At 72.3% G+C, this 18,800-nt stretch carries 16 protein-coding genes and 1 pseudogene; 6 read left to right on the plus strand and 11 right to left on the minus strand.

Annotated features, from left to right (window positions below; all coding sequences use genetic code 11):
• Positions 1 to 6: 6 nt before the first annotated feature.
• A complete protein-coding gene (locus ACFY1U_RS42230; protein WP_390699389.1) occupies positions 7 to 1,422 on the minus strand; it encodes a DHA2 family efflux MFS transporter permease subunit in 1,416 nt (471 codons plus the stop codon).
• Between the two features lie 114 nt (positions 1,423 to 1,536).
• Positions 1,537 to 2,244, minus strand: coding sequence for a TetR/AcrR family transcriptional regulator (locus ACFY1U_RS42235; RefSeq protein ID WP_390699390.1), 708 nt, complete (start codon positions 2,242 to 2,244; stop codon positions 1,537 to 1,539).
• A 109-nt stretch (positions 2,245 to 2,353) separates the two neighbouring features.
• On the opposite strand from ACFY1U_RS42235, the gene ACFY1U_RS42240 reads away from it, so the two are divergent.
• Together ACFY1U_RS42240 and ACFY1U_RS42245 are read left to right on the plus strand one after the other, a co-directional pair.
• The gene (locus tag ACFY1U_RS42240; RefSeq protein ID WP_390699391.1) at positions 2,354 to 3,568 is read left to right on the plus strand and encodes a saccharopine dehydrogenase family protein; all 1,215 of its coding nucleotides are present in this window, start codon (positions 2,354 to 2,356) and stop codon (positions 3,566 to 3,568) included.
• Positions 3,569 to 3,678: 110 nt separating this feature from the next.
• Entirely contained in the window at positions 3,679 to 3,936 is a 258-nt protein-coding gene (locus tag ACFY1U_RS42245; protein WP_390699392.1) for a WhiB family transcriptional regulator, read from the plus strand.
• Between the two features lie 202 nt (positions 3,937 to 4,138).
• Here ACFY1U_RS42245 and ACFY1U_RS42250 read toward each other — a convergent pair whose 3' ends face one another.
• The 4 genes from ACFY1U_RS42250 to ACFY1U_RS42265 are packed head-to-tail and all read right to left on the minus strand — an operon-like array spanning position 4,139 to position 8,940.
• Complete coding sequence (locus ACFY1U_RS42250) at positions 4,139 to 5,965, minus strand: sensor histidine kinase (protein ID WP_390699393.1); 1,827 nt, start codon at positions 5,963 to 5,965, stop codon at positions 4,139 to 4,141.
• Complete coding sequence (locus tag ACFY1U_RS42255; protein WP_390699394.1) at positions 5,962 to 6,660, minus strand: response regulator transcription factor; 699 nt, start codon at positions 6,658 to 6,660, stop codon at positions 5,962 to 5,964. Before ACFY1U_RS42255 ends, ACFY1U_RS42250 begins: the two co-directional genes overlap by 4 nt.
• A gap of 19 nt (positions 6,661 to 6,679) precedes the next feature.
• Positions 6,680 to 7,444 (minus strand): L,D-transpeptidase family protein, encoded by a 765-nt coding sequence (locus ACFY1U_RS42260; protein WP_390699395.1) that lies wholly within the window; start codon positions 7,442 to 7,444, stop codon positions 6,680 to 6,682.
• Positions 7,445 to 7,485: 41 nt separating this feature from the next.
• Positions 7,486 to 8,940 carry a M1 family metallopeptidase gene (locus tag ACFY1U_RS42265; RefSeq protein WP_390699396.1) on the minus strand — a complete coding sequence of 485 codons (1,455 nt, stop codon included), beginning with the start codon at positions 8,938 to 8,940 and terminating at the stop codon, positions 7,486 to 7,488.
• Between the two features lie 120 nt (positions 8,941 to 9,060).
• Between ACFY1U_RS42265 and ACFY1U_RS42270 the strand changes: the two genes are divergently transcribed.
• Positions 9,061 to 9,420, plus strand: coding sequence for a DUF488 domain-containing protein (locus ACFY1U_RS42270; protein WP_390699397.1), 360 nt, complete (start codon positions 9,061 to 9,063; stop codon positions 9,418 to 9,420).
• Here ACFY1U_RS42270 and ACFY1U_RS42275 read toward each other — a convergent pair.
• From ACFY1U_RS42275 to ACFY1U_RS42295, 5 genes are all read right to left on the minus strand, one after another.
• Positions 9,375 to 11,231 carry a GMC family oxidoreductase N-terminal domain-containing protein gene (locus tag ACFY1U_RS42275; protein WP_390699398.1) on the minus strand — a complete coding sequence of 619 codons (1,857 nt, stop codon included), beginning with the start codon at positions 11,229 to 11,231 and terminating at the stop codon, positions 9,375 to 9,377. The genes ACFY1U_RS42270 and ACFY1U_RS42275 overlap by 46 nt on opposite strands.
• Positions 11,228 to 12,610 carry a hypothetical protein gene (locus ACFY1U_RS42280; protein ID WP_390699399.1) on the minus strand — a complete coding sequence of 461 codons (1,383 nt, stop codon included), beginning with the start codon at positions 12,608 to 12,610 and terminating at the stop codon, positions 11,228 to 11,230. Before ACFY1U_RS42280 ends, ACFY1U_RS42275 begins: the two co-directional genes overlap by 4 nt.
• Positions 12,607 to 13,293 carry a FadR/GntR family transcriptional regulator gene (locus tag ACFY1U_RS42285; RefSeq protein WP_390699400.1) on the minus strand — a complete coding sequence of 229 codons (687 nt, stop codon included), beginning with the start codon at positions 13,291 to 13,293 and terminating at the stop codon, positions 12,607 to 12,609. Before ACFY1U_RS42285 ends, ACFY1U_RS42280 begins: the two co-directional genes overlap by 4 nt.
• 158 nt (positions 13,294 to 13,451) lie before the next feature.
• Positions 13,452 to 15,122: an FAD-binding dehydrogenase gene (locus ACFY1U_RS42290; protein WP_390699401.1), complete on the minus strand. Its 1,671-nt coding sequence runs from the start codon at positions 15,120 to 15,122 to the stop codon at positions 13,452 to 13,454.
• Between the two features lie 55 nt (positions 15,123 to 15,177).
• Positions 15,178 to 15,804 (minus strand): TetR/AcrR family transcriptional regulator, encoded by a 627-nt coding sequence (locus ACFY1U_RS42295; RefSeq protein WP_390699402.1) that lies wholly within the window; start codon positions 15,802 to 15,804, stop codon positions 15,178 to 15,180.
• 122 nt (positions 15,805 to 15,926) lie between these two features.
• Here ACFY1U_RS42295 and ACFY1U_RS42300 point away from each other — a divergent pair.
• The 3 genes and pseudogenes from ACFY1U_RS42300 (at position 15,927) to ACFY1U_RS42310 (ending at position 18,799) form a co-directional block, all read left to right on the plus strand.
• Positions 15,927 to 16,557 (plus strand): annotated as a pseudogene (locus tag ACFY1U_RS42300) (alpha-ketoglutarate-dependent dioxygenase AlkB).
• 218 nt (positions 16,558 to 16,775) lie between these two features.
• Positions 16,776 to 17,522 carry an MBL fold metallo-hydrolase gene (locus ACFY1U_RS42305; RefSeq protein WP_390699403.1) on the plus strand — a complete coding sequence of 249 codons (747 nt, stop codon included), beginning with the start codon at positions 16,776 to 16,778 and terminating at the stop codon, positions 17,520 to 17,522.
• Positions 17,523 to 17,563: 41 nt separating this feature from the next.
• On the plus strand, positions 17,564 to 18,799 hold the full coding sequence (locus tag ACFY1U_RS42310; RefSeq protein ID WP_390699404.1) for a DUF4032 domain-containing protein: 1,236 nt from the start codon (positions 17,564 to 17,566) through the stop codon (positions 18,797 to 18,799).
• Position 18,800 lies beyond the last annotated feature (1 nt).

An 18,800-nucleotide genomic window follows, 5' to 3' on the forward strand; every position in this document is an offset into this window, starting at 1 on the left:
GTGACGTCACGGCGCTTCGTTCAGTGGCGCGGTCGGCCGGTGGGCAGCCGTCTCGGGGTCCGGCCGCGGTGCCCGGACTCGGCCCAGCGCGAGCGAGACGACGGCGGCGAGCCAGCCGGCGCCGGTGATCATGAGCCAGGCGTGGCGGAAACCGCCGAGGGCCTGGGGTCCGGCCGCGCCGAGGAGGGCGACCAGGGCCGCGACGCCCACGACGGCGCCCAGTTGACGCAGGGCGGACGTCATACCGATGCCGGTGGCCAGGCTCGGCGGCGGCAGCTCCAGGACGGCGGCGCCGCCGAGCGCGGGCAGGGACAGGCCGACTCCGACGCCGGTGATGGCCGCCGCCGGGAACAGGACCGGCCAGTAGTGCGGTTGGGCCGTGGCGGTCAGGGCGAGGAGGAGCGGGCCGGTGCCGAAGAGGAGGGTGCCCGGCACGGCGGCGACGCGCGGTCCGTAGCGGTCGGTGAGCCGGCCCGCCAGCGGCGCCATGAGGGCGGCCGCCACGGGTCCCGGTGTGACCGCGGCTCCGGCGCGCAGGACCGGCCAGTGCCACACAGTGGTCAAGAACAGCACGTTGCACAGCAGCGAGGCGAAGAACCCGGCGCCGAAGACGAACGTGCCGAGGGTGGCCACGGTGAAGGAGCGGAGGCGGAACAGGCCGAGGTCGGCCACCAGTGTGGCGTGGGTGACGGACCGCAGGACGAACAGCGGCAGCAGTACGGCGGCTGCCCCGAAGGCGGCGAGCACTCCGCCCGAACTCCAGCCCCAGTCCGCGCCCTTGACGATGCCCAGTGCGAGGCCGCCCACGGCGCCGACCAGCAGCAGCGCGCCGAGGGCGTCGGGAACGCCCTGCGCCCGCTCGTCGCGGCTCTCGCGCAGCAGCCGTGCGGCCGCCACGAGCGCGGGCACGCCGATGACGAGGTTGACGAAGAACACCGCACGCCAGCCCTGCCAGTCCACCAGCAGCCCGCCGAGCGAGGGCCCGACACCGGCGGCGACCGCGCCGGCAGCCGTCGGCAGGGCGATCGCGGTGCCGCGCCGCTCGGGCGGGAACTCCGGCAGGGTCAGGCTCAGCGAGGTCGGCAGCACGGTAGCGGCGCCCAGTGCCTGCACGACACGGGCCGCGACGAGGACCGGCACCGACGCGGCCAGGCCGCTCGCCACGGACGCGGCCAGGAACAGCAGCAGCCCGGCGAGGAAGAGCCGCCGGCGTCCGTACCGGTCGGCCAGGCGGCCTGCCGGTACGAGGGCGGCGGCGAACACCACGCTGTATCCGTTCAGCACCCATGACAGGTCGGCGAGGGAGTCGCGCGGGAAGGACCGCCCGAGGTCGGTGAACGCGATGTTCACGATGGTGACGTCCAGCAGGGCCATGAAGACCACGGCCGAGGTGACGACGAGGACCTTCCAGCGACGCTCCATGTTCCGCTCCCTGGCACCGAACCGTCGATTGTTTGATGCAATCGACTCGACCGACTATAGAGAGGTGACTTGCATCAAGCAATCGAGTGGGCGGATATGAGTGGGCGGACTACGTCAGGAACCCAGCGCCGCCAGCTGCGCCGCGGCGCTGTCCAGCAGCATCTCCAGTGCCGTCGGATACGCGCTGTCGACCATGCGAGCCGCCAGCAGGGGTGCCGCCTCGGCGATCCGCGGGTGGGTGGTGCGGGGCAGCCGGGCGTACGTCGAGCGCCACATGTCCTCGTCGGCGCGCAGGGCGGCGCTGGGCAGGGCGAGGGAGGCGGCGTCGAGGGCGGCGAAGGCCAGGGTCTGGTCGATGAAGGCGTGGTAGATGCGCACGGTGTCCGGGAGCGGGAATCCGGCGGTGCGCAGGATGTCCAGTACGGCCTCGTCGGCGGCCAGTTCGTTGGCCCGGCCGGTGACCCGGCTGGTGGTCAGGACCGCGGCCTGCGGGTGGGCGAGGTAGGCGGCGTGGATGCGCAGGCCGACCGCGCGCAGGTCGCCCCGCCACTGTCCCGTCGGGCGCCAGCCGTCGAGGGCCTGGCCGATGAGCGCGTCGCCGATGGCGAGGGTGAGCTCGTCCATGCCGCGGAAGTAGCGGTAGAGGGTGCTCGGGTCGGCGTCCAGGGCGAGGCCCAGGCGGCGGGCGGTGAGGCCCGCGCTGCCGTGTTCGCGCAGCATCCGCAGCGCCGTCTCGACGATCAGCCGCTCCGACAGGACCGTGCCGCTCTTGGTGGGCCGGCGCCTGCGCCGCTTCTCCTCGGGCACCACCGGTTTGGGCATGACAACCTCCGGTCCCTTATGCCAACGCCATTGACCTTACGTGGACCGGCGGCGTTGTATCTCCGGCGGGGCCCCTCGTCATCAACCCCTCCGGACAGGGAGATCTGTCATGCGTGTCCTGCTCGTGGGCGCCGGCGGTGTCGGCACCGCCATCACCCGGATCGCCGCCCGCCGTTCGTTCTTCGAGGCGATGGTGGTGGCCGACTACGACCCCGCACGGGCCGACGCGGCGGTAGCGGCCCTCGACGACGGCCGCTTCGGTGCCGAGCGGGTCGACGCGAGCGACGAGTCGGCCGTGGCGGAGCTGCTGCGCCGGAACAACTGCGACGTGCTCCTCAACGCCACCGACCCGCGCTTCGTGATGCCACTGTTCCGCGCGGCGCGCGCCGCCGGCGCCGGCTACCTGGACATGGCGATGTCCCTGTCGCACCCGCACGCCGAGCGGCCGTACGCGCAGTGCGGGGTCAAGCTCGGCGACGACCAGTTCGCGCAGGCCGAGGAGTGGGCGAAGGCGGGCGCGCTGGCCCTGGTCGGCATGGGCGTGGAGCCCGGTCTGTCGGACGTCTTCGCCCGGTACGCCGCCGACGAACTCTTCGACGAGATCGAGGAGATCGGCGTCCGCGACGGCGCGAACCTCACCGTCGACGGCTATGACTTCGCCCCCTCCTTCAGCATCTGGACCACCATCGAGGAGTGCCTCAACCCGCCCGTGATTTACGAGGCCGGGCGCGGCTGGTACACCACCGAGCCGTTCAGCGAGCCGGAGGTGTTCGACTTCCCCGAGGGCATCGGTCCCGTCGAGTGCGTGAACGTGGAGCACGAGGAGGTGCTGCTCGTCCCGCGCTGGGTGGACGCGCGCCGGGTCACCTTCAAGTACGGCCTTGGCCGGGAGTTCATCGAGACGCTCAAGACGCTGCACCTGCTGGGCCTGGACCGCACCGGGCCGGTGACCGTGCCGAGCGCCGCCGGACCGGTGGCCGTCTCGCCCCGGGACGTCGTCGCCGCGTGCCTGCCGGACCCGGCGACACTCGGCGAGCGGATGCACGGGAAGACCTGTGCGGGCACCTGGGTGCGCGGTGTCAAGGACGGTGCGCCGCGCGAGGTGTACCTGTACCACGTGGTCGACAACCAGTGGTCCATGGCGGAGTACGGCAGCCAGGCGGTGGTGTGGCAGACCGCCGTCAATCCGGTCGTCGCGCTCGAACTCCTCGCCACCGGCGCCTGGTCCGGCGCGGGCGTGCTCGGCCCGGAGGCGTTCCCTGCGCGCCCGTTCCTGGATCTGCTGACCGCCTACGGCTCCCCGTGGGGCATGCGCGAGCAATGAGCACCGTATCTGCGTGATTTCCGTCGTTTCACTCGCGCATCGACAGGTGACTCGAAACCGAGTAAGCCATTCGCGAGGGCACGTACGACTTCGATCGCAGGTGACATTTCATGGATGACTGGCGAGACCAGGCCGCGTGCCGAAACGAGGACCCCGAGCTGTTCTTCCCGATCGGCACCTCAGGCCCCGCGTTGATGCAGACGGAGAAGGCGAAGGCGGTGTGCGCCCGCTGCCCGGTCCGGGAGCAGTGCCTTGAATGGGCGCTGGGCCACGGGGAGATCCTGGGCGTGTGGGGCGGCACCGGTGAGACGGAACGGCACGCCATGCAGCGCAGGCGGCGCCGGCGCGCGGCCGCGCGCAACGGTTAGGGCCGGCCCGGCTGCTCAGCTCGGCGTCGAGGGGGCCCCGCGCGCGCATTCCCCACTGCCTTGAGGCGTGGGGCCACCCCCGGCGGCGTTGTCGCCGGTCGCCGAGGCCCCGTGTCACCCACCGCGGCAGCGGCTTACGTCATCTGGCCGCGCCTCCTGCGGCCGGCCTGTCCGCCGCACGGGCGCCTGGCCGCGAGACGCCTCAGGCCTTCGGGGCCGGGGCGCCCGGCAGTCGCAGGGTGAACACGGCGCCTGCGCCCGGTTCGCACGCGGCGACGGCCGTTCCGCCGTGTGCGGCGACCAGGTGACGGACGATCGGCAGGCCGAGGCCGCTGCCGCCGGTGCGCCGGCTGCGGGACTTCTCGGCCCGCCAGAACCGGTCGAAGACATGCGGCAGGTCTTCCGGCGCGATGCCCGTGCCGGTGTCGGTCACGGTGAAGACGACCTCGTCGCCGTCCCGGCGGGCGGCCAGGGTGACGGTGCCGTCCGCGGGCGTGTGCCGCAACGCGTTGGAGACGAGGTTGCCCAGCGCCTGCCGCATACGCACCGGATCCGCGTCGAGCCACGGGCTGCCGTCCTCCTCGGTGCGTACGGTGACGCCGGCCGCGTCGGCGGCGACGCGATGGGCGGCGGCGACCTGGTCCAGCAGTTCGTCGGCGCGGACCGGTTCGCGGTGCAGGCGCAGCGTGCCCGCGTCGGCGGCCGCGAGGTCCTGGAGGTCGTCGATGATGCGCTGCAGCACCAGCGCCTCCTCGTGCAGTGAGCCGAGCAGCGCGGGATCCGGGTCGACGACGCCGTCCCGGGTGACCTCCAGCCAGCCGCGGATGTTGGTCAGCGGGCTGCGCAGTTCGTGCGCGATGTCGCTGACCATGGCCTTGCGCTGGGCCTCCAGACGTGCGCGCCGCTCGGTGAGGTCGTTGAACGCCTCCGCGAGGATGCCGGTCTCGTCCCGCGTGGTCACCGGCACCCGCACATGCCTGTCGGGCGGCTGCTGCGCCGCCTCGGTCAGCGCCCGCAGGGGCCGTACGAGCCGGGTGGCGACGACGGCCGTGACGGCGAGGGTGACGGCGAGGACGAGACCGGCGGCACCGACGATCTTGGCCTTGTTGGCCGGGGACATGTCGAACCGGGGCGGGGTGGTGTCGTCGCCGCCGAGGTACAGCTCGGCCACGGGCGCGACATACGGGTCGAGTTGGGCGCGCAGGGCGTCGTCGGTGCACATCTGCGCCGTCTCCGTCGCCTTCGCGTCGCCCTCCTTGGCGAACTTGGCGACGGTGTACCGGCTCACGGGGGCCTTGCCGGTGGGATTGAGCATCAGGTAGAGCGGCCTGCCGAGGTCCAGACCGTGCTGGTGCAGACAGGCACGGGCGCCCTCGGTCAGATCGTCGAGTGCCTTCTTCTCGGTGCCCGTGGGGTCGCTGAGCAGTCCGTAACCGCAGTCCCCGGTCAGGTAGTCGGGGGCCGGGCTGCCGTCGGAGCTGACGATCACGGGACGGCCGCTCGGGCTCTGCTCGACCTTGGTGTCGACACCGAACCGGCGATAGCACGTCCGCTGTTTCTCGGCCATCGCCTCCAGCTGTGCGCGCTCCTTCGCCGTGAGCCGGTAAGGGCCCACGGCACGGGGATCGATCCCGCTCAGCTGTGCGCCGGTCTCGGTGTAGGTGTCGGTGTGCAGGGGGTCGACGGTGGCGGCGGCGCCGAGGGGCAGCGAGGTGCCCTTGCGCGCCGAGTCGGCGATGAGGGTGCGGTCGGCGGTGGTCAGGGCGATGCGCCGGCCCATGGTGGCGGCCAGGGAGCGGACGGTGGCCCCGACGCCCTTCCAGTCGGGGTGGGTTGCCGCGTAGCCGCTGAGTTCGGCGAGGATCCGCATGTCGTCGGCGAGGTCCTGGCCCTGTTCCTCACGCAGGGCACGGGTGGTGGTCTCCACCGCCAGCCAGGCCGTCGCCGCCACGGAGCACACCGCGATCAGCACCGACGCGATCAGCAGCCGCACCAGCAGCCGCTTGCGCAGCGGTATGCGGCGCTTCACGGACGGCCGCCGCTGAGCTTGTAGCCGACCCCGAACACGGTCAGCAGCCGTACCGGCCGGCGCGGGTCGGTCTCGATCTTCCTGCGCAGATTCATGATGTGGACGTCCACGGCCCGCTCGGTGGAGGCCCGGTCGAAACCGCGGGTGCACTGCAGCAACTGGCGCCGGGTGAAGACCCGTTCGGGCTCCGCCGCCATGGCGAGCAGGATCTGGAACTCGGCCGGTGTGCACTCCACGGGTACGTCGTCGCAGCGCACCTCGTGCCGTTCCGGATCGACGGCGAGCCCGGCCGCCCGTACGACGGGATCCTCCCGCACGCCGGCCGTCCGGCCGCTGCGCCGCAGCACGGTACGGATGCGGGCCATCAGCTCGCGCGGGCTGTACGGCTTGGTCATGTAGTCGTCGGCGCCCAGTTCCAGGCCGAGCAGGACGTCGTCCTCCTCGGACCGTGCGGTCAGCATGAGCACCGGTATGTCCTCCTCGCCCCCGCGCAGCACCCGGCACACCCCGAAGCCGTCGACCACCGGCAGCATCAGGTCGAGGACCACGAGGTCGGGTCTGAGCCGGCGGGCGGCGTCCAGGGCGGCCGCGCCGTCATGGACCACCGTGGCCGTGTGGCCCTCCGCCAGCAGGGAGCGGCGTATGAGTTCGGCCTGCATCTCGTCGTCCTCGGCGACCAGCACATGTGCGCACACGCGGCGGATCCCGGGCGCTTCAGCGGGCGAGGGACTTCGCGTCGCCCATGACGACGACGGGGTGGAGGCCGGGGTCGAGCGCTCGCAGCAGGTCCTTCATGTGCTCCTCCGAGACGCTGACGCAGCCGTGGGTGGGGCCGCCGTGGTCGACGTGGAACCATATGCCGCCGCCGCGGCCCGCGCCGAGGGGCCGGGTCCAGTCGAGGGGTGAAGTGCCCGGCTCGCGGTTGTAGTTGATGGCGATCACGTAGTCGAAGGAGCCGGCGAGGGGCTCACCCTCGAAGCCCGTGCCGGGTGAGGTGAACGCGCCGGAGCGGTGGTACGGCAGCCGTGTGCCCGGATCGCCGAGCAGCCCGCCCGCGTCGGTGAGGCCGTACACGCCGACGGGTGAGCGCAGGTCGCCGTCCGTGTGGTGGTCGGACCAGCCCTTGAGCGCGTTGTGCGCGGGCCAGTCCGCGCCCGCCTGCCAGCCGGCCGGGGTGCGTTCGTACAGCACGACCGTGGACAGCGGGGAGTTCCTGCCGCGTCCGGTGACGACGACGGCCTGGCGGGCGTCGGCGGGGATCGCGGCCAGTGTCCTCGGCCCCAGGCCCGGCAGGTGCAGCGGGGCCGCCTGGACGGAGATCTCCGGCGAGGGCGGAGCGAGGGTGGCGACGTCCGGTGCGCCCGTCGTGGCTGTGGGGGCGCCGGGCGGGTGGCCCGGGGACGCCACTGCCCCGCCGCCGCATCCCGTGAGGAACAGGGACGCGGCGAGCAGGGCGACACGGGGTCTATTCATGATCACGGGTCGACTCTGACCGACACATGTGAGGAACTCGTCAGGTTCTAGGCTTCGTTCGGCTTCCCGCGACTGTACAACCACGTGGTGAACAGGTGGTTGAGGTCCTTGCCCGACGTGCGCTCCGCGAGGCGGACGAACTGCGCGGTCGTCCCGTTTCCGTCGTGGTGTTCGGTCGCCCAGGCCCGCAGGATGCCGAAGAAGGTGCGGTCGCCGACGGCGGTGCGCAGTGCGTGCAGGGCCATGGCGCCGCGCGCGTAGACGGGGGTGTCGAAGATGTTCTTGCCGCTGCCGGGGTCGCCGGGCGGGAACGACCACAGATGGTCGCTCGCCGGCCGGTTGTAGAGGCCGTCGAAGGTCTTCTGGGCGCTGTCGCCGCCGTGCTGCTCGCTGTAGAGCCACTCGGCGTAGGTCGCGAAGCCCTCGTTGAGCCAGATGTCCTTCCAGGAGGTGAGCGACACGGAGTCGCCGAACCACTGGTGGGCGTTCTCGTGGACGAGGGTGCTCAGGTCCGGCGCCGAGTCGTACAGCGGGCGCGACTGGGTCTCCAGCGCGTATCCGACGTCCGGAGCGTGGTCCACGATCGACCCGGCGTTGCGGAACGGGTAGGGCCCGAAGAGCTTGCTCTCCCATTCCAGGACGGACGGCAGTTTCTTCAGGACGGGCGCCGCCTCGGACGCCTCGCGCGGGTCAACGGCGTTGTAGACGCGGATGCCGTCGCGGGTGGTGTACTGCTCGACCTTGAACTTCCCGATCGTCGCGGTGGCGAGGTAGGCGGCCATGGGTTCGATCTGGCGCCAGTGGAACGTGGTGTGCCCGTGCGCGGTCCGCTGCCCGACCAGGACGCCGTTGGCCACGGCGGTGCGGCCGTCGGGGACAGTGACCGTGATGTCGTACGAGGACTTGTCCTTGGGGTGGTTGTTCGCCGGGAACCAGGTCATGGCGCCCTGCGGCTCACCGGCGACGAAGGAGCCATCGTCGGTCCGTATCCAGCCGTCGGCCGAACCGTCGGGGTCGGTGACCTGCTCGGGGATGCCGCTGTAGGTGACGGCGACGCGGAACTCCTGGCCCTGGTGCAGGGCGCGGCGCGGGGTGACGACGAGTTCCTGGCCGTCGCGGCGGTACTGCGCCCGGGCGTGATCGACGGTCAGGCCGGTGACCTTCAGCCCCTTGAAGTCGAGGTCGAAACGGGTGAGGTCCTGGGTGGCGCGGGCGGTGAGGACGGCAGATCCGTCGAGGTGACGGCTCGTCGGGTCGTAACGGAGGGTCAGGTCGTAGTGGTCGACGTGGTAGCCGCCGTTTCCGGCGAGCGGGAAGTACGGGTCGCCGGCACCCGATGCGCCGCCGGTGCCGGCGGTCGCGGGTCCGGCGGCGGCGAGCAGTGCCGCGAGGGCGACCGGGACGGTCGCGGTCAGGGCCTCGCGGCGAAGGACGGTGGTGGGTCTGACGGCGTGACGGCTGGACTGCCTCACATGCGCTCCTGGGGGGTGGCCGATGATCATAAGAATCCAGGTTATGGGCAGCCCGGCCCGGTTTCCTCCTCGATTGGGTCAAGTGATACGGCGTCACCCGGTGCCCGCTCACTACGCTCGATGTCATCCGCCACTCAGAAAGGCCCGATCGTGAGCGTTCGCGTGCGTCGCGTCTACGAACCGCCCGAGCCGGACGACGGTGTACGTGTACTGGTCGACCGGCTGTGGCCGCGCGGCCTGTCCAAGGACGCCGCGCACGTGGACGAGTGGCCCAAAGCCCTCACGCCGTCCACCGAACTGCGCCGCTGGTATCACGCGGATGAGGGGTCGTACGAGGAGTTCGCCGACCGTTACGAGGCGGAGCTGGACACCCCGGAGGCGGCCGAACTGCTCGGCCATGTGCGGGAGTTGGCGGCCAAGGGGCCCGTGACGCTGCTGACCGCGTCCAAGGACCCCGAGCAGAGTCATGCCGGGGTGCTGGTCCGGCTGCTGGGTTCGCGTTCGAGGTAGGTCTCGGTGACGGCCAGGGCGGCCGCCATGATGCTCAGTTGCGGGTTCACCTCCGGGCAGCCCGGCAGGACGGACGCGTCGGTGACGAGAACACCGTCGACGCCCCGCAGCCGGCCCTCGGAATCGGCCGGCGCCCGCTCGGGGTCGCCGCCCGCGGCGACCGTCCCGGCCGGGTGGAAGGCTGACAGGTGCAGGTCGCGCGGGGTGATCCCGGCGAGCAGCGCGTCGAGTTCCGGGAGGGTGCGGGCACGCGGTGCCCGTGGGATGCCGGTGAGCACCTCCAGGGCCCCGGCGGCGAAGAGGATGCGGCCCATGGCCCGTACGGCCGTCGTCAGCCGAGCGCCGTCGCGGGGGTCCAGGCGGTAGCGGACGAGGGTGCGGCCCCGGCCCAGGACCCGGCCCGCGGGCCGGTCGGCGATCATGGCGCCGAGGACCGCCAGCCGGTCGGCCCCTTCCAGTTCACGGCGCAGGGCCCGCCCGAGGCCGGGCAGGACGAAGCTGCTCATGCCGGGCGGGCTCGCGGTCGCCTCGATCAGGATCCCGCGGTCGTGCAACTCCTCGACGCCGGTGCTCTGCAGGACGCCTTCCCAGGAGGTGACCGGTTCCGCGAAGCGGCCGGCGACGCTGGTGGCCGGGTGCACGCTGAGATTGCGGCCCAGTCGGGGATGACCGCCCAGGCCGCTGCGGCGCAACAGCGGCGGGGTGTGCAGGGCGCCCGCGGCCGCGACGACGAGCGGGCTGAGGATCTCCAGTTCGCTGCCGTCCGCCCTGCGGGCCAGGATGCCGGCCGCCCGGGGCGGGCCCGGGCGGTCGTGGTCGAGCAGGATGCGCAGCACGCGCGCGCCGGTGACGATGCGCGCTCCGTGGGCGCACGCGTCGGGCAGCACGGACAGCTGCACGCTCTGCTTGGCGCCGGTGGGGCAGCCCACCACGCACTGGCAGGAGCCCTTGCAGCCCGGGGCGTTGCGGCGCAGCGGGCCGGCCCGCCAGCCCAGGCGCTCGGCGCCGGTCAGGGCGAGCAGGCCGTTGGTGCCGAGGACGTCGAGGGGCTGGGTGGCGACGCGCAGGGTGCGTTCGATCTCGTCCAGCCGTGCGGGGAAGCCGTCGGCGAGGCGGAAGCCGTGACGGCTGCTCCAGCGGTCGAGGACAGGGTCCGGGGTGCGGTAGCAGGTGCCGGAGTTGACGACGGTGGTGCCGCCGACGGCCCGTCCGACCGGCAGCAGCAGCGGCGGATCGCCCAGGGCCGCGGTCGCCCCGCCGTCCCGGTACAGGTCGGTGAAGCGGTCCAGCGGTGCGCGGCGGCCGAAGGAGGCCGTGGTGTGGTGCTCGCCCTCCTCCAGTACGACGACGGCGAGTCCCGCCCGTGCTAGCGTACGGGCGGCGACGGCTCCTCCGGCGCCCGATCCCACGACGACGGCGTCCGCGAGGGCCCGCGCGGGCCACTCCTCGGCCGGGATGCAGTCCAGGGGCGGATCCTCGGGCGCGACCGGCGCCCGCGGGACGGGCGTTCGCTCGGTGGCCGCGGCGAGCAGCACGGGGACCTTCAGGAGCTCCAGCGCCGGTACGAGCCCGGGGCGCGCGGCAAGGGAGCCGAGCACCGTCTCGCGCTCGCTGGGAGTGAGTGCGGCCAGGCGGCGCCCGCTGTGCAGGACGGCGTACGCGTCCACGGCGAGCGCGGCGGCCTGCACCGCGGCCCGTACAGGAGCGGGCAGTGCGGCCAGGAACGTGTCGAACCTGCCGGGCACCCGCGCGAGCCACTCCTCGTCCCCGCTGTCGGCAAGCAGGGCGGCGACCAGTCCCCGCCCGGTCACCGGTCCCCCACCTCGGCGTGTGCGGTGCCCTGCAGCGTCCACGAGGCTTCGGTGCGCCAATGGCCCCACCAGCGCTCCAGCAGGATCTTCGCGTCGGCGCTCTCGCTGTTGCGGCACACCGCCGGGGCGCCGTCCGGGTCGCGATAGTCCAGGACGAGGGTGCGCTCGGCCGGCTGTGTGACCTCGACGTGGATGCGCCGCAGCAGGGTACGGCCGGTCACGGTCCACTCGGGCAGTCCGATGCGGGCGCGGAACCGTCCGATGCCGAACAGGCCCACCGCGGAACGCTCCGCCCGGCGCGGCCAGGTGCCGTCGCGGTGCCTCAGCCGCAGGAAGACGAGCGGTGGCAGCCGCCGCAGCACGGGCCGTGTGGACACCGCGGCGATCACCTCGAGGACGTCTCCGTCACCCAGTTCCGCGTGGAGCCACGCCCAGCGGCGGGCGTTGCCGTGGCCGTGGATGCGGGCGGAGGCGCCGGGGGCGCCGCGCAGGGTCAGCGTCTGTTGTCCGTCGCTGAAGGTTCCGTCGTAGGTGGCCCGGGCCGCCGGAAGCATATGGGCGGCAGGGAGCAGGGGGTGCCGCCAGGACCAGCGGGGGAAGGTGAACAGCGGCTCGGCCAGGGGTTTTTCGGCAAGATCCCAGTGGAAGTCGCCGACACGTCCGGTCAGTTGCCCCGGGAAGGCGGAGACGCCGTTGGCGGTGAACCCGTGCCCGGGGTTGGTCCAGGGGGCGGGCCCGAAGCGGACATGGCGGGCCTCTGAGTCGGGTGGGAAGGCGGCGGCCCAGCCGTGGGCGTGCGGGGTGGATCCGTCGGTGGGCGAGACCAGTTCGTGGTGGAGCCAGACGCCGGTGCCGGTGGCGGGGTCGGTGAGGGTGGTGTACCAGACCTCGGTGCGGCCGGGGCTGCCGTCCCAGCGGGGTGCGAGGTACTGGGCCGGGTCCTCCTGCCGGGGAAAGCGGAAGCTCAGGAGGAAGGGCACCAAGCCGGTGGTGACGGGGAAACGGAGGGTGCCCCGGCCGACCCGCGCACTGTCCTCGTACAGCGTGAACGGCAGCACGGTCATCGACCTCACCGGATGACGCGGGGTCACGGACTTCCAGCCGTCCAGGGTGAGGAGGCGGCCGTCGGCGGTGAACGTCAGCCGGTACCGGATGCGGCGGCGGGCAAGCGGCGAGATCTCCAGCTCGCCCGTGGTGCCCGGGTCGTCGGCCAGTCCGCCGATGCGTATACGGCCGTTGAGCCGGGCCCGGGTGGTGCGGTGCGGGCGCAGGACCTCGTCGGCCTCGGCCCGCAGGTCGAGGCGGATACGGCGCACCGGGTCAAGGCCGTCGAGCCGGAGCGTTCCGAGCATGGTCTCCGTGAACGAGGTGCCCCTCACGCCAGTCCCTCCAGCATGATCTGCTCGGTGTCGCGCAGATAGGTGTCAGCGGCCGCGTGGGCCCGGCGGCTGTCGCCGGACCTCACCGCCTCCACCACGGGGGCGAGGCGCCGGTGGGCGGCCTCGGGATCGGTGAAGGGCCCGCGCAGGGCGGCGCGTACGGGGAGATAGGCGTTGAAGAGGGTGTTGGTGAGCAGGACGTAGACCCGGTTGCCGGTCGCCCGGGCGAGGGCCCGGTGCACCTCGACGTCGGCCAGCTGCACGGCGTCCGGACCGTCCGCGTCCCGTACCGCCTCCAGGAGGCGGCCCAGTTCGGCGTGGTGCGCCCGGGTGACCCGGGCCGCCGCCCGCTCGGCGATCAACGCGCCCACGGACCGCCGTACTTCGAATATCTCCCGGACCCACTTCCCGTCGTGCCGTACGAGCATCGGCAGGAGATCCGCGCCGCCGAGCCGGGCGTAGTCGCGGACCTTGGTGCCGACGCCGTGCCGGGTCTCCAGCAGGCCGGCCTGGACGAGACGGCCGAAGGCGTGTTTGAGGGTGGTGCGGGTGACGCCGTAGCCGTCGGCCAGTTGACGCTCCGGGGGCAGATAGCTGCCCGCCGGATGGCGTCCGCCCAGGATGTCCTCGCGCAGCCGGGCCTCGAGGACGTCCACGATGGTCTCGCGGGGCAGTGCCTCCACGGATGCCTCCTCGCAGTGCAGGAGTGGATGAGTGGCTCAGCCACTGCAGCAGTGGAGGTGTCCGCGGGTCAATCCCCTTGCGCCGACCCGTCGTTGACGGGGAATGCCGCGGGGGCGGCCGGTTCGTACTCCGGCCGCCCCTGGCGCGCGTCCGCCGGTCAGGCGGTCTGCTTCGCCGCCGCCCGGCCGGCTGCCCGCCCGGAGAAGAGGCAGCCGCCGAGGAAGGTGCCCTCCAGGGCGTTGTACCCGTGCACGCCTCCGCCGCCGAAGCCCGCGACCTCGCCGGCCGCGTAGAGGCCGTCGATCGGGTTGCCGTCGGCGCCGAGGGCGCGCGAGTCGAGGTCGGTCTGGATGCCGCCGAGGGTCTTGCGGGTGAGGATGTTGAGCTTGACGCCGATCAGGGGGCCCGCGGCCGGGTCCAGGATGCGGTGCGGGGTGGCGACGCGGCCGAGGCGGTCGCCGATGTAGCGGCGGGCGTTGCGGATGCCCTGGATCTGGGAATCCTTGCTGTAGGGGTTGGCGATCTGCAGGTCGCGTGCCTCGATCTGGCGGCGCAGGACGTCCGCGTCGAGCAGCGGCTTGTCCGTCAACTCGTTCATCTTGGTGACGAGTTGCTCCAGGGTGGGCGCGGTGACGAAGTCGGCGCCCTTGCGCAGGAACGCGTCGACCGGGGCCGGGGCGCCCTTGCCCAGGCGGTTCTTCAGGACCGCGCCCTTGTCCTTGGCCGTGATGTCGGGGTTCTGCTCGGAGCCCGACAGCGCGAACTCCTTCTCGATGATCTTCTGGGTGAGGATGAACCAGGAGTGGTCGTAGTCCGCGATGTCCGGGGTGGTACGCAGGTACTTGAGGGTGCCGAGGGTGTCGTAGCCGGGCAGGCAGGGGTCGGGCAGGCGGCGGCCGAGGGCGTCGAACCAGAGGGAGGACGGACCGGGCAGGATGCGGATGCCGTGGCCGGGCCAGATCGGGTCCCAGTTCTGCAGGCCCTCGGTGTAGTGCCACATGCGGTCGCGGTTGACCAGGCGGACGCCGGCCTCGGCGCTGATGTCGAGCATGCGGCCGTCGACGTATGCGGGGACGCCGGTGACCATCTCGGTGGGCGGGGTGCCGAGGCGCTCGGGCCAGTAGCGGCGGACGATGTCGTGGTTGGCACCGATGCCGCCGGTGGTGACGACGACGGCCCGGGCGGTGAGTTCGAAGTCGCCGGCGCGGTCGCGGTTGGAGGCGGCGCCCCGGGGCGAGCGGTCTTCGGCGAGTACCGTGCCGCGCACTCCGCGGGCGGCGCCTTCCTCGATCACCAGCTCGTCGACCCGGTGGCGGTGGTAGAAGGTCAGCAGTCCGTCGCGGGCGGCCTGCTTGGCGTGGTCGACGAACGGCTCCACCACGCCGGTGCCGGTGCCCCAGGTGACATGGAAGCGGGGGACGGAGTTGCCGTGCCCGTCGGCCCGCAGGTCGCCGCGTTCGGCCCAGCCGACCGTCGGCAGCAGCTTGATGCCGTGCCCGTCCAGCCAGGACCGCTTCTCGCCCGCCGCCCACTCGACGTAGGCGCGCGCCCAGCGCACGGCCCAGGAGTCCTCGTCGTCGACCCGGTCGAACCCGGCGCTGCCCTGCCAGTCGTTCCAGGCCAGGTCGAAGGAGTCCTTGATGCCCAGACGGCGCTGTTCCGGGGAGTCGACGAGGAACAGCCCGCCGAAGGACCAGAACGCCTGGCCGCCCAGGTTGGCGGCGTTCTCCTGGTCGACCAGCGCGACCCTGCGGCCCCGGCTGGTGAGCTCGTGCGCGGCGACCAGGCCCGCGAGGCCCGCTCCGACGACGATGACGTCCGCATCCATGGCGAGGGTTCCTTTGCTCGTTGGGTGGTCCGGTAGAGGGGCTCGTTCGGCGATCTCATCGGGAGGTGTCGCTGCCATCGGTCAGCAGCGCGGTGAGCAGTTGCTTGAGCCAGCCGCGGGCGCTGTCGACGTCCTTGTCCAGCAGCAGTTGGGTGGTGACGCCGTCGTAGGCGGCGACCACGGCGTGCGCCGCGCCGTCGATGTCGCCGAGCACGGCGGGCAGTCGGGCAAGGCCGTGCGCGCGGGCGAGCCGGTCGGCGACCGCCTGCCGCAGCCGCGCCCGGTGTTCCAGGAGGGTCCCGGCGACCTGTGGATCGCGGGCGGCGTGCACCAGGAAGTCCGTCTTCACCAGCAGCCAGTCCAGGTCGAGGAGCAGTACTTCGGTGACGCGGTCGACGGCGGCGGGCACGTCCAGGTCCGGACCGTCCAGGGCGAGGGCACCGGAGACCTGGTCCGCGATGAGGTCGGCGCGCTGCTGGTAGAGGGCGAAGAACAGTTCGTCCAGGCTGTCGAAGTTGGAGTAGAAGGCGCCCCTGCTGTAGCCGGCGGCCTCGCAGACCTCCTCGATGGAGACCCGCCCGAAGCCCTTGGCGGCGAACACGGCGAAGGCGGCGTCGAGGAGGTTGGCGCGGGTGCGGACCCGGCGCCTGGTCACGCGTGGGGCGGCTTCCTCCGTCGTCATCCTCGACCTCCGTTCGATACAGGAATGTATCCGATACACCGATGTATCGGAAGGCGGGTCCGGCGTCATTCCGACGGAATACGATAGGAACAGATTTTCGAATATAGGAGTACGCTGAATCCGTGAACACGCACCTCCAGGGCTCGCTCTTCGACCAGACCGACGAGTTGCGTCTCCGCTCCCTCGACGGGATCCGGCGGACGCACCTCGGCCTCGGCGCCTGGATCGACGTCCGGATGGCTCGGATGGCTCGGCGGCTCGGACATCCTGTTCGAACAGCTGGCCGCAGAGGTGCCCTGGCGTGCGGAGCGGCGCAAGATGTACGACCAGGTCGTGGACGTACCCCGGCTGCTCGCGTTCTACGGTGCGGGCGAAGCCCTTCCCCACCCGGTGCTGGACGAGGCGCGCGAGGCCCTGTCCGCGCACTATGCCGACGAGCTGGGTGAGCCGTTCACCACGGCCGGGCTCTGCTACTACCGCGACGGGCGGGACAGTGTCGCCTGGCACGGCGACCGGATCGGGCGGGGCGCCCGCGAGGACACCATGGTCGCCATCCTCTCCGTGGGCACGCCCCGCGATCTGCTGCTGCGTCCGATGGGGGGCGGCGAGAGCGTGCGACGCCCGCTGGGGCACGGCGATCTCATCGTGATGGGCGGCTCCTGCCAGCGGACCTGGGAACACTCCGTCCCGAAGACGACACGCGCCGCGGGACCGCGCATCAGCATCCAGTTCCGCCCGCACGGCGTGCAGTGAGGCGGAGAGGCGGCCGCCTCGGCTGCACGCAGGGGGCTGCCTCCGGCGGACGGTGCCGGAGGCAGCCCTTCCGCTGGGTGCGCCCGGCAGGGGTGGCGCGCCTCCTTTCCGGCGTGCGTCCCTGAGCCCGCAGATTGGCGCGGACCTGCCGCTTCCGGTACGGGCCGGGTCTGCTTTGCTTGTGCCGTCGGTCAGGGACCTCACCACGCGGGGCAATCATGCAGGCAGACGTGCGGCAAGTCGCCGACGGCATTCACCTGGTACACGGCAGCAACACCAACTGGGTGATCCTCACCGAGGGCGACGAGATCACCCTGGTGGACACCGGCTACCTCGGAGACCGGGAGCAGCTGCTCGCCTCCCTGGAGGCGGTCGGCGGCGCACCGGAGGCCGTCGCGGCGGTGCTGATCACCCACGCGCACAACGACCATCTGGGCTCCGCCGAGTATCTGCGCTGCACCTACGGCACTCCCGTGTATCTCCACGAGGCCGAAGTGCCGCACGCTCGCCGGGAGTTCCTGCAGCAGGTGACCGTCGGGCAGGTCGTGAAGAACAGCTGGCGGCCAGGGGTCCTGCCCTGGTCGGTGCACACCCTGCGCGCCGGCGGCATGGCCCATGTGCCGGTCGCCGCCCCGGAGCCGTTCCCGGCGGCAGGCCCGCTGGACCTGCCGGGCCGCCCCGTGCCGGTGCACACGCCCGGCCACACCGACGGCCACGCGGCCTTCCACCTGCCGGACGCCGGGGTGCTGATCTCGGGTGACGCCCTGGCCACCGGCCACGCCACCTCGCGGATCCAGGGGCCGCAGCTGCTGCCCGACATGTTCCACCACGAGCGGGCCCGTGCCGTGGCCTCGCTGGACATCCTGGCCGCACTGGACGGCGAGCTGCTGCTGCCGGGACACGGCCCGGTGCACCGCGGTCCAGTACGTGAAGCGGCACTTCAGGCCAAGGAGCGTGCCCTCTAAGGTGAGGTGACGATCACCCGCGAGGCAAGGACACGCACGCCATGGCACTGCAGATCAGCGCGACGAACCCGGAGCACCCCGCGCTCCTGCTGGCCCTGCCCTGGCACCTGCCCCTGGAGGAGTGGCCCGACGAATACCTCGTCCCGCTGCCGCGCGGCATATCCCGCCACGTCGTGCGCTACGCCCGCGCCGGCGACGAGGTGATCGCCGTCAAGGAACTCGCCGAACGGCCCGCCCTGCGCGAGTACGAGCTGCTGCGCGACCTGGACCGGCTCGGCATCCCCGCGGTGGACCCGCTGGCCGTGGTCACCGGACGCGCCGGCCAGGACGGCGACCCGCTGGAACCGGTGCTGATCACCCGGCATCTGCGCGGCTCACAGCCGTACCGCTCGATGTTCGAGACGACGATGCGCCCCGCCACCATGCACCGCCTCATGGACGCCCTGGCCGTGCTGCTGGTGCGCCTGCACCTCGCCGGCTTCGCGTGGGGCGACTGCTCGCTGTCCAACACCCTCTTCCGGCGTGACGCGGGCGCCTACGCCGCCTACCTCGTGGACGCCGAGACCGGTGATCTGCATCCCCAGCTCAGCGGCGGGCAGCGCGAGTACGACCTGGACCTCGCCCGCGTGAACATCAGCGGCGAACTGCTGGACCTGGAGGCCTCGGGGGCGCTGCACCCGTCCGTGGACCCGGTCGAGTTCGGCATGGAGATCTGCGCCCGCTACGGGGACCTGTGGCAGGAGCTCACCCGCACGTCCGTGTACCCGGCGGGCAAGTACCACTACATCGAGCGCCGCATCCGCCGCCTCAACGACCTCGGTTTCGACGTGGCCGAGATGCAGATCCAGCACTCCTCGAACGGGGACACCGTCACCTTCGTCCCCAAGGTCGTCGACGCCGGCCACCACCAGCGCCAACTGCTGCGTCTGACCGGCCTGGACGCGGAGGAGAACCAGGCGCGGCGGCTGCTGAACGACCTGGAGAGCTGGATGGCCACCCAGGACGACTACGCACCCGGCGACCCCCTCGCGGCCCGCCCCGAGGTGCTGGCGCACCGCTGGGTACGGGACGTCTTCCGGCCCACCGTGCGCGCCGTACCCCTCGAACTGCGCGGTGCGATGGACCCGGCGGAGATCTACCACGAACTGCTCGAACACCGCTGGTACCTGTCCGAGCACGCGCAGCACGACATAGGGCTGGACACGGCGGTCGAGGACTACATCGAGAACGTGCTGCCCAAGGCGCGCGAGACCCTGGAGCCGGTCACCCCCGAGTGAC

This window comes from Streptomyces sp. NPDC001351, from assembly GCF_042896045.1.
Taxonomy (GTDB): domain Bacteria; phylum Actinomycetota; class Actinomycetes; order Streptomycetales; family Streptomycetaceae; genus Streptomyces.

Coding starts and splice junctions, on each gene's coding strand:
- ACFY1U_RS42240 (WP_390699391.1), top strand. CDS start 2,354: ATGCGTGTCCTGCTCGTGGGCGCCGGCGGTGTCGGCACCGCCATCACC.
- ACFY1U_RS42265 (WP_390699396.1), bottom strand. CDS start 8,940: ATGATCATCGGCCACCCCCCAGGAGCGCATGTGAGGCAGTCCAGCCGT.
- ACFY1U_RS42235 (WP_390699390.1), bottom strand. CDS start 2,244: ATGCCCAAACCGGTGGTGCCCGAGGAGAAGCGGCGCAGGCGCCGGCCC.
- ACFY1U_RS42305 (WP_390699403.1), top strand. CDS start 16,776: ATGCAGGCAGACGTGCGGCAAGTCGCCGACGGCATTCACCTGGTACAC.
- ACFY1U_RS42310 (WP_390699404.1), top strand. CDS start 17,564: ATGGCACTGCAGATCAGCGCGACGAACCCGGAGCACCCCGCGCTCCTG.
- ACFY1U_RS42245 (WP_390699392.1), top strand. CDS start 3,679: ATGGATGACTGGCGAGACCAGGCCGCGTGCCGAAACGAGGACCCCGAG.
- ACFY1U_RS42230 (WP_390699389.1), bottom strand. CDS start 1,422: ATGGAGCGTCGCTGGAAGGTCCTCGTCGTCACCTCGGCCGTGGTCTTC.
- ACFY1U_RS42295 (WP_390699402.1), bottom strand. CDS start 15,804: ATGACGACGGAGGAAGCCGCCCCACGCGTGACCAGGCGCCGGGTCCGC.
- ACFY1U_RS42290 (WP_390699401.1), bottom strand. CDS start 15,122: ATGGATGCGGACGTCATCGTCGTCGGAGCGGGCCTCGCGGGCCTGGTC.